This is a genomic window from Labedaea rhizosphaerae, from assembly GCF_004362825.1.
Lineage (GTDB): Bacteria > Actinomycetota > Actinomycetes > Mycobacteriales > Pseudonocardiaceae > Labedaea > Labedaea rhizosphaerae.
The window spans coordinates 573938-586459 of the sequence record NZ_SNXZ01000004.1; the positions used below are offsets into that span (position 1 = coordinate 573938).

Consider the following 12522-nt stretch of genomic DNA (forward strand, 5'->3'; position numbering starts at 1 on the left):
CTCGGCCTCTTCTCCATGGTCCGACCGCTTCCTCGCACTCAACTGGAGTTCGACAGGACCACCGGAACCGAGTCCGCGAGCCGGGCGCGCACCGCGTCCTTGTCGACCTTTCCGTTGGCCAGGCGGGGAATCGCGGGTGCGGTGACGGCCCGGCGCACGGCCTCGGCGTGCGACGCGCCTGCGTTGAGGGCACCGAGCAGCGCGTCGGCGTCCACCGGCCCACGCGGCACCACGAGCGCGGCGGCGCCGAGGCCGGAAAGCCCGACCACCGCGCACTCCCGCACGTCCGGGTGGGCGTGCAGGCGCCGCTCGATCGACGCGGGCGAGACGAGCGTCGCGCCGACCCGGAAGAGGTCGCGCACGCGGTCGATCACGGTCAGGTAGCCGTCCTCGTCGACGAAACCGGCGTCGCCGGTGGCGAACCAGCCCTCGGCGTCGAGCGGGGCCGGGGCGTCGAGGTAGCCCACGAAGACCTGCGGTCCGCGCACCTGCACCTCGCCGATCGCGCCGGGCGCGAGCACGGCGCCGGTCTCCAGGCCGACGACCCTGGTCTGCGCGGCGGCCAGCGCCGGGCCGACCGTGCCCTGCTTGGGCGCGCCGACGAGGTCGGAGTGCGCGAGCCCGGCCGTCTCGGTCAACCCGTAGCCCTGCAACAGCCGGAAGCCGAAGTGACAAGTCAATTTGTCTACAATGGAGGATGGCAGGGGCAGCCCACCGCACGCGGCGATGCGCACGGTCGGGGCGGCCAGCCGGCCGAAGTCAGTGTGCCCGGCGAGCCGGGTGAGCTGGAACGGCAACGCGTAGAAGTGGGTGGCGCCGACGTTGGCGGCGGTGCGCACGGCGGCGACCGGCTCCGGTCCGGCGAGCACCTGGGTCACGCCCGCGAGCACGCCCGCGTTGAGGTGCATGGGGTGGTAGATCGGCAAGGCGTTGACCACGACCGTGCCTTCGGTCAGGTCGTGCGCCGCACCGAGTTGGGCGGCCCCCGCCTTGAGGTTGCGGTGCGACAGGCGCACGCCCTTGGCGGGCCCGGTGCTCCCGCTGGTGAACATGATCGCGGCGGTGGCCTCGTCCGGCGCGCGACCCGACGTCACGCTGCCCATGGCGATCGGCTCGTCGGCACCGAGCACCATGACGTGGCGCAGCTTCGGCGCCCGGTGCAGCAGCGGCGCCACCGCTTCGTACACGTGCGGCGCCAGCAGCGCGGCGACCGCGCCACTGGTGGCGAGCAGCCGGACGACGACGTCGGCGGGCAGCACCGGGTTGACCGGCGCGACCACGTTGCCGCTGCGCATCACGGCGTAGTAGGCGACCGGGAAGTCCATCCCGGCCACCGACGACACCGCGACCACGGCGTCGTCAGCGCCGAGCAACGCACGCAACCCGCCCGCCAGGCGGGACACGCGCTTCTCCAGCTGCGCGTAGGTGACCTTGTCGCCGTTGGCCACCGACACCGCCACCCGGTCGGGCCAGCGCTGGGCGGCCAAGCGGGGCAACGCATCCACCGGTCCGAGCGGCACGCTCACAGCCACCCTCATGCCACACGCTCCACCGGACGGCGGGCTTCCGCGAACTCCTTGGCCCGGCGCAAGGTCGCCAGGCTGTTGCCGCCCAGCGCCGCCCGCACCTTGGTCCGCACGTCGTCCACCGTGTCCAGTGCCTCGGGCTTGAGCACCACGGTGTGGTGCGCGGTCGCGACGACCGCGGCGTCTCGTCGTTCGATGGTCCAGCGACCGGTGTGCGCGGTGAGCACCTCGGGCATCCGGGTCTGCTTGTAGACGATGTGCGAGCTCGGGAAGCACACCCGCACCGAGCTCGTGGTGTGCACCGAACCGTCCGGGGCCACGGTGTCCATCGTGATGTGCTGGACGTCGGGCACTTCCTCATCGAGGTCCAGCCGGGCCACGTGGGCGAGCCGGTGCGGCCAGTCCTGGGCCCGGGCGAGGAACTGGTACACGTCCTCGGGGTCGCCGTCGACCTCGACCGAGTCCGAAAAGGACAGCCACAGCTCGTCCAGCTCGCCGGGCGCCTGCGCCATCTCCCGCAACGCGCCGAGCTCGGCGCTGCTGTTGCGGTCGACCGCGCGGGCCACCCACGCGGCGTCCTGCTCGTTGTCGTCGACGATCCGGTAGTCGTGCAGCAGCTCGACGCGCGCGCCGGCCCGGTCCGGGTAGACCTGCCACACCCCGCCCATGCCGAGCACCGGGTGGCTGGACACCTGCTGGCGGAACGCGACCGTCATGCCGGCCGGGTCCAGCTCCCGCCGGGTGGTCCAGTCCCGCACCTCGCCGTTGGCCAGCGCCCAGATGCGCACCGACTCCTCGGTTTCCGTGCGCCCGATGTGTTCGGTGTGGATGGTCGGGCTGAAGAGCTGGGGCCAGCGCCGCACGTCGGCGATCAGCCGGTAGACCCGCTCGGGCGCGGCCGCGACCGTGATGGCGTGCCGCGCGGTGCGTAACTTCGGGGTTGGCACGGTGGTACTCCTTTGCTCCCGGCGCGGGGCGGGTGTCAGTAACTCCCCAGGCCCCCGCACACGTTCAAAGCCTGCGCGGTGATGGCCGCGGCGGCGTCGGTGGTGAGGTAGCCGACCAGGCCCGCGACCTCGTCGGCCGCGACGTAGCGCCCGAGCGGGATCTTCGCCTCGAACTTGGTCTGGACGTCCTGTTCGGACACACCCCAGTGCGCGGCGTAGCCCTGGCGCACCCGTTGCGCCATCGGGGTTTCGACGTAGCCGGGGCAGACGGCGTTGACGGTGATGCCGGTCTTCGCCAGTTCCAGCGCGACCGCCTTGGTGAACCCGATGACCCCGCTCTTGGCGGCCGAGTAGGGCGCGGCCAGCGCGACGCCGTTCTTGCCGCCGGTGGAAGAGATGGTGATGATCCGGCCGCGGCCCGCCGCACGCATCCCGCCGGTCGACAGGGCGGCGCGGGTGACCAGGAAGACGCTGTTGAGGTTGGTGTCGATGACGTCGTACCAGAGGTCGTCGGCGAGTTCGGCCGTGACGCCACCGCCGTTGCGCCCGGCGTTGTTGACCAGCACCTCGACCGGCCCGCGGGCCGCGGCGGCCGCGGCGATGAACTCCTCGACGTCGGCCTTGCGCCGCACGTCGCAGGCGCGGCCGTCGGCGTCGATGCCCTCGGCCCGCAGTTGTTTGACGGTGCTGACCACGTCTTCCGCCGTGCGTGCGCAGAGGTGGACGGCGTAGCCCCGCGAACCGAGCAGCCGCGCCACGGCCAGCCCGATCCCGCTGGTCCCTCCGGTCACCACCGCGAGTCTGTCCTGCATGGCCACACCGTGATCCCCTGTGCTCAAGCCACTCTGGACAACATCTCGAACGGCTCCCCCACGACGGGATTCAGCGGGCTAATTCCCGTCGGGGCGAGCAGGGGTCTGGGGGCTGACCTGCGGGTTTGATTCGGGCGTCCACGTATTCATGCGGAATGAATGATGGTGGGCGTCAGGCCGCTTGGGCGAGGCAGTCGTTGACCAGGGCCAGCAGGGCCCGCGGGGTCTCGGCCTCGGTGATGCCGTCCTCGTCGAGGACGATGTCGAACTCCTGCTCGATGCGACCCGTGGTCTGCAGCAGGGCGAGCGAGTCGTAGCCGAGGTCGTAGAAGAGGGTGTCGAGGATGTCGCCGTCGAGGTTCACGTGCTCGTCCTCGCCCGCGCAGTCCCGCATGATCGCGACCAGGTCCTCGAGGTTCAGCTGCGCCATGGGTGTGCTCCTTTTCCGTGATGTGCCCGCACGACGACGGCCGCGTTGAAGCCGCCGTGCCCGCGGGCCAGTACCAGGACGGTGCGCAGCGGCAACTCGCGCGCCGCGCCGGTGACCAGGTCGATCGGGTGGTCGGGGCGCTCGACGCCGGGGGTCGGCGGCAGCACGCCGTCGCGCAGCGACAGCAGGGCCGCGGCCAGGTCCAGCGCCGCACCACCGCCGAAGAGCCGCCCCGTCGCGCTCTTCGGCGCGGTCACCGGCACGCCGTGCGGTCCGAACAGACCACAGAGGACTTGAGCCTCGATCCGGTCCAGCTCGGGCACCCCGGCGGCGTCGGCGAACACCGCGTCCACTTCGGACGGCGTGACCCGCGCGTCGGCGAGCGCCAGCTCGGCTGCCCTTCTGAGGCCCGGCGGCGCGTCGAGTCCCGGTCGCGGGTCCAGGGTGGCGGCGTACCCGGCGATCTCGCCGTAGGCGGGAATCCCGCGCGCGGCGGCGGACTCCGCGTCCTCCAGCACGAGGATCGCGCCGCCCTCACCCGGGAGGTAGCCGTCGGCTTCCGCGCCGAAGGGCCGGTACCCCGTACCGCTGACCAGACCGGTCGACAACTGCGCGACCCAGCCCCACGGCGACAACGCGCCGTCGACCCCACCGGTGACCACCAGCGGGGTCCCGCGCCGGACGTGCCGGCGGGCCTGCCCGACCGCGTCGAGCCCGCCCGCCTGCTCGGTCACCAGCGTGCCGCACGGCCCGCGCCCACCGTGGCGGATGGACAGCTGCCCGGTGTTCACCGCGTAGAACCAGGCGAACGACTGGTAGGCGCTGACGAACTTCTTCCCCTTGCGCCACAGGTTTTCCAGCTCCCGGTGCCCGAACTCGACCCCGCCGCCGGACGCGGCCGTGACCACCGAGACGCCGTACTCGCCGAAGGCGTCCGGCTCGTAGGCGGCGTCCTCCAGCGCCCACGCGCCCGCGGTCAGCGCGAGCTGGGTCATCCGGTCGGTCTGCGGGACCAGCCGCGAGGGCAGGTGCTCGGCCGCGGTGAACCCGGGGACCTGGCCGGCCAGCTGGGCCGGGTAGCCGCTCGCGTCGAACCGGTCGATCGGCGTGATGCCCGACCGGCCCGCTTTCGTTGCCTCCCAATAGGAGTCGGTGCCCAGTCCGGTCGGCGCGGTGACGCCAATCCCGGTGATCACGGCCGTCATGACGCGCACTCCTTCGACCGGGTGTGTCCCACACTCCCGCGGGGTGTGTCCCACACTCGGACCTGCCGTGTCCCACAGTCGGGCCGCCGTCGAGTGCCGCGCCCGCGCTCTGGATGTGGGACACACCCGGTCTGAACGTGGGACACACCCGACCCGGGTGTGGGACACACCCCGCTTGGATGTGGGACACGCCCGGCGGTCATGACGGGCACCGCTTCAACACCATCGCGCTCTGGAACCCGCCGAACCCGCTGCCGATGGTCAAGGCGACGTCGGTGCGGTGCTCGCGGGCGGTGACCGGTACGTAGTCCAGGTCGCATTCCGGGTCCGGCTCGCGCAGGTTCGCCGTCGGCGGGACGACGCCGTGCTCGATGGCCATGGCGCACGCAGCGATCTCCAACGAGCCGATCGCGCCGAGCGAGTGGCCGATCATCGACTTGATCGAGCTGACCGGCGTCGCGCGGGCGTGCTCGAGGCCGAGCGCCTGCTTGATGGCGTCGGTCTCATGTCGGTCGTTCTGCTTGGTGCTCGACCCGTGCGCGTTCACGTAGTCCACATCGGACGGATCGGTGCGCGCCTCGGCCAGGGCCACGGTGATGGCCTCGGCCATCTCGTGCCCGTCCATCCGCAGGCCCGTCATGTGGTAGGCGTTGCAACGGGTCGCGTACCCGGCGACCTCGGCGTAGACGTGCGCGCCGCGCGCCAGCGCCGCGTCGATGTCCTCCAGCACGAAGAACGCCGCGCCCTCGCCGAGCACGAGCCCGTTGCGGGTCCGGTCGAACGGCCGCGAGGCCGTCGCCGGGTCGTCGTTGCGGGGCGTCGTCGCCTTGATCGCGTCGAAGCAGGCCGACGTGATCGGCGAGATCGGCGCCTCGGTCGACCCGGCGATCATCGCGCTGGCGCTGCCTTCGCGGATCAGCTCGGCCGCGTAGCCGATGGTGTCGAGGCCGGACGTGCAGCCGGTGGACACGACGGCGGCCGGACCGCGGGCGTCGACCGCCCAGCCGACCTCGGCGGCCATCGAACTGGGCACGAAGTGCCCGTAGAGCTGGGCGATGGCGTAGCGGTGGTCGACCTCCCACAGCCGCCCGCCGTCGGAGACGACGACGTACTCCTCTTCGAGGCTGCGTGTGCACCCGACCGCGCTGCCCAGGGCCACCCCGGTCCGGTCCGGATCGAGTTCGCCCGGTGTCAGCCCGGCACTGGCGAGCGCTTCCCGGGCGCTGACCAGCGCGAACTGCGCGGCCCGGTCCAGGCGCCGGATCTCCTGCGGGCCGAGCCCGGCGGCCCGCGCGTCGAAGTCGACCTCGGCGGCCACCCGCGACCGGAACGGCGACGGGTCGTACGCGGTGATCGTCCGGGTCGCGCTGCGTCCTTGCGTCAGCAGTTCCCAGTACGCCTTGACCCCGACGCCGCCGGGAGCGACCGCGCCGATGCCCGTGATGCCGACCCGTGTCACCGGGTCACCTCCTCGAATCGCAGCACGGCCGCCGTCCAGCTGAACCCGCCGCCCGAACCGATGACCAGCACCGCTTGCCCGGGTTCCCCCGCCGTGTCCGCCAAGTGCCCGATGCCCGCGAACTGGTCGCCCGCGCCCAGGTGCCCGATTCGGCGGCCGAACCGCGCGGTCGTGCGGCGGGGCTCGGCCCGCAGCGGGCGCAGGTAGCCCGCTTCCAGCCGCCGCTGCCCCAGGTGCGGCAGCACGAACCAGTCCACTTCGGACAGTTCGAGGTCGGCGTCGGCCAGCGCGTGCTTCACCGCCGTACCGAGGCCCGCCTTGACCCGGGCGATCCCGGCGGCCAGCCCGAACTTGGGTACGAACGCGTTCTTCAACGCTTCGAGGTCCACGGTGTCGCGCACCGCGAACGGTTTGAGGCCGAACGGGTCGTCGCCGCGGTGCATCCGCTCGAGGTCCGCGTCCGCGCAGGTCGCGATCGAGAGCAGGCGGGCGAAGCCACGCCGGGTGGACAGCACGAGCGCGGTGCCGCCGTCGGCGTAGAACGTGCCCGGGTCGCTCCGCCACCGGTCGAAACCGGGCTTGGCGAACCGGTCGGCCGCGGTCAGCAGCGCCGCGACCCGCGCGGGCCCGGCGCTGAGGTAGCCGGCGGCCAGCTCCAGCGCGGCCATGCCACCGTTGGACATCTGCTTGACCTCGATGGCCGGGCACGTGTTGCCCAGCACCTCGCGCTGGACGAACGACGCGGGCGCCCAGAGGTCGTGGCCCTGGTGGTAGACGGTCGCGTGCAGCAGCAAGTCGATCTCGGCCAGGGTGTGCCCGGACCGCGCCATCGCCGCTTTCGCCGCGCGCGCGGCCATCCGCGGCGGGGCGTCCTCGTCGTCACGACCGGCAACGCACACCGACTCGATCCCGGCGCGATCGGCATCGCGTGCACTGACCTCGCCCGCGGCGAGCGCGTCGGCGACGGGCACCGCGGGCGGCAGCCACGCGCCGTGCCCAGCTAGGAAGAGACCGTCGTAACGCACACGCCCCACTGTCCGGCGCCCGACTAGACGGCCAGTAGACGCAGCCCGCCAACCCCACTAGAAGCCCCACGCCACCCACCCACCGCGCGTGTCCCTCCTTCCGACCGGGTGTGTCCCACAGTCGGGTCGGGTGTGTCCCCCGTTCCGACCCGGCGTGTCCCCCGTTCCGGCCGGGTGTGTCCCCTCTTCCGGCAGGGCGTGTCCCACGTTCACGCCGGGTGTCTTCCGCACTACGTTCGGTCGACCGGGGGTCTAGGCCGGCCGGTCACAGTGGCGGGATGGACCCCCGGCCCGTCGTCTTGATGTTCCCCGGCCAGGGCGCGCAGCACGCGCGGATGGCCGCCGGCCTCTACGGCCACGACCCCGCCTTCACCGCCACCATGGACCGGGTCCTCCCGCTCTTCGACGACGACCTGCGCAGCGCCTGGCTGGACGGCGACCCGGTCGACGACGCCGAACGCGCGCAACCGCTGCTCTTCGCCGTGGACTACGCGCTGGGCGCGATGGTGCTCGGTTGGGGCGTGCGGCCGTGGGCGCTGGTCGGGCACAGCATCGGTGAGCTGGCGGCGGCCACCCTGGCCGGGATCTTCGAGGTCGAGGACGTGGCGGCGCTGCTCCTGGAACGGGCCCGGCTGCTGGCCGAAGCGCCGCCCGGCGGCATGCTCGCGGTTGCCGCGTCGGCCGCGGAGGTCCTGCCCTACCTGCGTGAGGACGTGGTGGTCGGCGCCGAGAACGCGCCCAACCAGGTTCTTCTCGCCGGCTCGGCGGCGCCGCTCGCGGCGGTGCAGCGGGCGCTCAAGGCGGACGGTTTCGTCTGCCTGCGCGCCAAGTCGGACCGCCCGTTCCACAGCCCGGCGATCGGCACGGTCTGCCAGCGCGCACTGCCCGCGTTCCGCTCGGTGCCGCTGAAGCAGCCGCGGCTGCGGCTCTGGTCGGCCTACACGACCGAGCCGCTGACCGAGCCGGGCACGCCGGAATTCTGGTGCATGCAACCGGCTTCGGTGGTTCGCTTCTGGCCGACGCTGGACAACATCCTGTCCACTCAGGACGTTCACCTGGTGGAAGCCGGTCCTGGGCAAGGGTTGTCCGCGATCGCCCGCCGCCACCCGCGTGGCGTGGTCACCCCGTTGCTTCCGGACCGCTTCCGCGGCCCGGAAGCCGACCGGGCCGCGGTGCAGGCGGCCCGGTCGCGCCTGGTCTGAAAGCGATCAGCGGAACTCGTGCACGACCTCGATCGACCCGACGATGTGCGCGTTGAACTCGTCCAATTCTTCGGCGGGCACCCACAACTCCAGGATCGTCCGGCCGCCCGCCTGGCGAACCGGGTAGCGGTCAAGGAACTCCGACTCAACGCGGAACCGGGTCACGTAGCCTACGCCGGAATTGGGCACGTTCCAGTCCTGGGCGATCTTGATCGCGTAGTCCTCGTCGAGCACCGGGTAGAAGATCGGCTGCTCCGGCAACCGCGGCGGCCACGCCCGCCAGCCCGACTCCCGCACGAGCGCCAGCTCCTCCGGTCCCGTCGGCCGCCACAGCACCGTCGTGGGCACACCCTCGACGAGCACCACGCACCTCCTCGGACCGACCGGACACGCTGCCGATCGCGCACCCTACTGACCGCGGCGCCGTTGCTTCCACAGGATTCCGCGGCCGGCAAGTGAGGTCAGCCGAGCAGCAGCCGGGGGCGCCGCCCCGGGCGGGCATCCAGCGCGGGGTCGGAGTTCAGCACGGCCATCTGCAGGCGACGCAACCGCTTGCCCGGCTCGCATCCGAGGTCGGTGGCCAGGTCCTTGCGCAGCTTGTTGTACGCCAGCAACGCATCGCAGCGCCGCCCGGACCGGCACAGCGCGATCATCCGCTGCTCGCACAGCCGCTCGTTCATCCGGTGCTCCGAGGTCAGCGCGGCCAGCTCCCCCAGCACCTCCGCGTGCCGGCCCAGCTGCAGGTCCGCGTCCAGGCGCTGCTCCAGCATCGTCAGCCGCTGCTCGGCGAGGAACTGCAGGTCGGCGCCGATGCGGGGGCCGACCTCCACGTCGACCAGGGCCGCACCACGCCACATCTTCAAGGCGTCACGTAACAAGCGGCTCGCGGTGTCCGGGTCGCCCAGGGCGAGGGCGTGCTCGCCCATCGCACCGAGGTGGGTGAACTCGGCGACGTCGGACGCGCCGGTGCCGAGGTTCAGCAGGTACCCGCCGAACCGCGTGCACAGCACGTCCTTCGCCGCCGCCACCGGCTGGTCGGGCATGGCCGCGGAGATCATCCGGCGCAGCTGCAGGACGTACGTCTGCAACGTCGTCATGGCGCTCGCCGGCGGGCTCTCCTCCCACAGTTCCTCCAGCAGCACGGGCACCGGGACGACCTGGGCCGCGCGCAACGCCAGCAACGCCAGCACTTTGCGCGGCTTGGCCGCCTCCGGGACCACCGACCTGCCGTGGAGCCGCGCTGCGAGCGGCCCGAGCAACTGCACGTCCATCTGCCGACCTCTTTCCGGTGCTACCCCGCCCGCGCGCGGAGTGAGTCTTGAATGCTGTTGACGAGCCTTTGGGGCAACGCCGTCCCGACCCGGGTGTCCCGGCGCTCGGAGCGGCGGTTGTTCTGCACGGCGATCGCGCCGAGGAACTTCCCGGCCACCGGCACCGTCCAGTAGCGCCACTGCGCGTCGCCCACCGGCGTGCCGTCGGCGCGGGCCAGCTGCGCCGACCAGCCCTGCGGCACGAAGCCGAACTCGGTGAAGGGGAACAGCAAGCCTTGCCCGAGCGCCTTGCTGTACGCCTCCTTCAACGTCCACAGGCGCAACAGCCGGTCGTTGCGGTCGGTCAGTTCCAACGCGTCCAATTCGGACCGTTCGTGCGGTGTGCACATCAGCCGTTCGACGTCGCGGCCGTAGAGCTTGCGGTCGGCCGGTTCGGTGTCCACGCCGATCAGGCCGACCGAGCTGATCCCGACCAGCAGCACGTCGCGCGTGTGGCTCAGGCTGATCTCCACCTGCTCGCAGCCGCGCAGGTACATGCGGCCGTGCATGCCGTACCCCAGCTCGAGGTCCTCGGGCCGGACCTGCAGCGGCCCGGCCGCGAGGTGTTTCACCAGCATCCGGCTGGCCACGAACCGCGCCCGCAGCTCGTCCGAGGCGAGCGCGCGGAACCGGCGGAAATCCCGGCCCAGCAACCGTTTCAGGTTCGAGCCGGTGGGCAGGTGCGGACGCCAGTCCGCCTGCGTGGCGCACACCACCGCGACGCCCGTTCGCTCGAACGCCGCGAGCGCCCCGGTCCACGGCCCGTCCGGGCCGCGAACCTGGAGCACCGGCGGTGGTGCGGCCGTGAGGGTCATCCCGAGAGCTCCACGCCGAACAGGTCGTAGCTGCGTGCCTCGGCCGCGCGCCGCAGGCTCTCCTCGCACACCCGCTGCTCCACCTCGGCGGGCAGTTGCGGGCCGGGCAAGCCGAGCCGGCGCAGCAGCCGGTGCAGGGCGAGCACCAGCCAGCACGGGTCGTTGAGGAACTCGTCCGGACCGGCGCCCGCGTTCAGCCAGACGCCCAGGCACGTGGCCGCGGCCAGCACGAGCGCGTAGCGGTCGGTCAGCGGGAACGCCTTCGGGTCGGCGGCGTAGCCGGAACCGTCGAGCGTCGCGCAGGCCTGCTGCAGTTCGTCCAGCTCGGTGCGCAGCAGTTCCAGCTGGCGCAAGAGGGTTTGGCCGACGGCGCCGCCGACCACCGCCACGGGCAGCTCGGCGGCCGCGGTCGCCAGGTGCGCGCCGAGGCCGTCGGAGCCGCCGAAGACCGCGAGCTTCGCCGGGTCGAGGGCGGGCAGCGGGCGCTCCATCCGGAAGAGGTCCGCGGGTGCGGCGTGCGCCAGGTCCAGCTTCTCGGTGGCGAGCACCGGCAGGTACGGCGCGATGGTGGCCTGGCAGACGGCGCTGCTCACGTGGCCGAAGGTCACCGTGGCCAGGTCGCGCACGTGCTTGCGGAAGATCGCGTTGTGGCCGCTGCGGGCGTGGAAGGCGTCGCCCATGACCACGGACAGGTGGTACATGGTCTCGCTGACCAGCTTCGGCACCACGTACTTGACGACCGCGCCCAGCACGTCGCACTGGTCGGGCATCAACTGCACCGCACGCGTGGCGACCAGCGAGAGGCAGTCGCCGATCAGCAGGTCGGCGAAGGTCCCGGCCAGCGCCGCCCGGGCCCGCGGCACCTCGAGCACGCCGCGGGTGTAGGCGCCCTTCTCCTGGCCGAACCGGGCCGCGGTGCGCAGCGCCGTGTCGCCGATGCCGACCACCATGGACGGCACGGAGGAGTGGATCAGGGGGAACGTGCGCAGGCCGACGGCCGTGCCGTCACCCCAGCCGCCGACCAGGGTGTCCATGGGCAGCCGGGCGTCGGCGAACTCCAGGCCCGAGATCTTCAGGCCGCGGGCGCCGTTGGTGGTGTGCCGCGGCAGCCTGCGGAGCTTGTCGCCCGCCTCGTCGGGGTCGAACTGGAAGACCGAGTAGGCGTTGTCGCCGACGGCCGCGAAGGTGATCAGCAGGTCGGCGTCGGCGGCGTTGTTGATCGCGAGCTTGCGCCCGGAGAAGACGATGCCCTCGCTGTCACGCCGCGCGCGGAACTCGTCGCTGACGAACTCGTTGTCGTGGTCGAAGCGCTGGAAGGCGATCGTGGCCGTGCCGTTGCGCAGCAGCACGTCGGCCAGGCGCTTGCGCTGGCTTTCGGTGCCGTTGAGCCAGACCACGGTCGCGGCCATGTAGGCGGTGAGCGCGCAGCCGGTGGCCAGCGCGGCGTCGCGGCGGAAGATGGGCCGCAGCGTCGGGCCGAGCAGGTCCAGACCATCGAGCCGGCCGCCGAGTTCCGCGGGCACGAACTCCTTGTTCAGGCCCAGTTCGTGGTAGCGCCGCACGCCTTCGGCGGGCAGCTCGCCCGCCTCGTCGGCCGCACCGATCGCGGTGAACCCGATCGGGTTGTCGCGGTGCCACGGGTCGCCGAACGCGGCGTCCACTTCGGCCACCCGTGCCTTGGCCGCGGCCAGCCGATCGGTGCCCGCGAGGGCCGCCGCCCCGGCGGGGTGGAGAGTTTCATTGGGTTCCACGCCGATCCCCGATCGTTCACGAGGGACACGGGCCCGGTCG

12 protein-coding genes are annotated in these 12522 nt (G+C 72.4%); 1 reads left to right on the forward strand and 11 read right to left on the reverse strand.

Annotated features, from left to right (window positions below; all coding sequences use genetic code 11):
- Nucleotides 1–38: 38 nt before the first annotated feature.
- The 7 genes from EV186_RS25640 to EV186_RS25670 all read right to left on the reverse strand — a co-directional run bounded on the left by EV186_RS25640 (nucleotide 39) and on the right by EV186_RS25670 (nucleotide 7404).
- Nucleotides 39–1538, reverse strand: coding sequence for a class I adenylate-forming enzyme family protein (locus EV186_RS25640; RefSeq protein ID WP_133851937.1), 1500 nt, complete (start codon nucleotides 1536–1538; stop codon nucleotides 39–41).
- Nucleotides 1535–2473 carry an aromatase/cyclase gene (locus EV186_RS25645; RefSeq protein WP_133851938.1) on the reverse strand — a complete coding sequence of 313 codons (939 nt, stop codon included), beginning with the start codon at nucleotides 2471–2473 and terminating at the stop codon, nucleotides 1535–1537. The genes EV186_RS25640 and EV186_RS25645 overlap by 4 nt, the downstream gene beginning before the upstream one ends.
- A 35-nt stretch (nucleotides 2474–2508) precedes the next feature.
- The gene (locus EV186_RS25650) at nucleotides 2509–3285 is read right to left on the reverse strand and encodes an SDR family NAD(P)-dependent oxidoreductase (protein ID WP_133851939.1); all 777 of its coding nucleotides are present in this window, start codon (nucleotides 3283–3285) and stop codon (nucleotides 2509–2511) included.
- 172 nt (nucleotides 3286–3457) lie between these two features.
- Nucleotides 3458–3715, reverse strand: coding sequence for an acyl carrier protein (locus EV186_RS25655; protein ID WP_133851940.1), 258 nt, complete (start codon nucleotides 3713–3715; stop codon nucleotides 3458–3460).
- Nucleotides 3703–4920, reverse strand: coding sequence for a ketosynthase chain-length factor (locus tag EV186_RS25660; RefSeq protein WP_133851941.1), 1218 nt, complete (start codon nucleotides 4918–4920; stop codon nucleotides 3703–3705). Before EV186_RS25660 ends, EV186_RS25655 begins: the two co-directional genes overlap by 13 nt.
- A 199-nt stretch (nucleotides 4921–5119) precedes the next feature.
- Nucleotides 5120–6379 carry a beta-ketoacyl-[acyl-carrier-protein] synthase family protein gene (locus EV186_RS25665; RefSeq protein WP_133851942.1) on the reverse strand — a complete coding sequence of 420 codons (1260 nt, stop codon included), beginning with the start codon at nucleotides 6377–6379 and terminating at the stop codon, nucleotides 5120–5122.
- On the reverse strand, nucleotides 6376–7404 hold the full coding sequence (locus tag EV186_RS25670; RefSeq protein ID WP_133851943.1) for a ketoacyl-ACP synthase III family protein: 1029 nt from the start codon (nucleotides 7402–7404) through the stop codon (nucleotides 6376–6378). The genes EV186_RS25665 and EV186_RS25670 overlap by 4 nt, the downstream gene beginning before the upstream one ends.
- Before the next feature lie 278 nt (nucleotides 7405–7682).
- On the opposite strand from EV186_RS25670, the gene EV186_RS25675 reads away from it, so the two are divergent.
- The gene (locus EV186_RS25675; RefSeq protein WP_208115780.1) at nucleotides 7683–8606 is read left to right on the forward strand and encodes an acyltransferase domain-containing protein; all 924 of its coding nucleotides are present in this window, start codon (nucleotides 7683–7685) and stop codon (nucleotides 8604–8606) included.
- A gap of 6 nt (nucleotides 8607–8612) precedes the next feature.
- On the opposite strand, the gene EV186_RS25680 is transcribed toward EV186_RS25675, so the two are convergent.
- The 4 genes from EV186_RS25680 to EV186_RS25695 all read right to left on the reverse strand — a co-directional run bounded on the left by EV186_RS25680 (nucleotide 8613) and on the right by EV186_RS25695 (nucleotide 12482).
- Nucleotides 8613–8972 carry a hypothetical protein gene (locus tag EV186_RS25680; RefSeq protein WP_243754266.1) on the reverse strand — a complete coding sequence of 120 codons (360 nt, stop codon included), beginning with the start codon at nucleotides 8970–8972 and terminating at the stop codon, nucleotides 8613–8615.
- 95 nt (nucleotides 8973–9067) lie between these two features.
- Entirely contained in the window at nucleotides 9068–9877 is an 810-nt protein-coding gene (locus EV186_RS25685; RefSeq protein ID WP_133851944.1) for an AfsR/SARP family transcriptional regulator, read from the reverse strand.
- Between the two features lie 20 nt (nucleotides 9878–9897).
- Nucleotides 9898–10731, reverse strand: a complete 834-nt coding sequence (locus EV186_RS25690) for a 4'-phosphopantetheinyl transferase family protein (RefSeq protein ID WP_133851945.1) — start codon at nucleotides 10729–10731, stop codon at nucleotides 9898–9900.
- Nucleotides 10728–12482: an acyl-CoA dehydrogenase family protein gene (locus EV186_RS25695; protein ID WP_133851946.1), complete on the reverse strand. Its 1755-nt coding sequence runs from the start codon at nucleotides 12480–12482 to the stop codon at nucleotides 10728–10730. Before EV186_RS25695 ends, EV186_RS25690 begins: the two co-directional genes overlap by 4 nt.
- Between the last annotated feature and the right edge of the window lie 40 nt (nucleotides 12483–12522).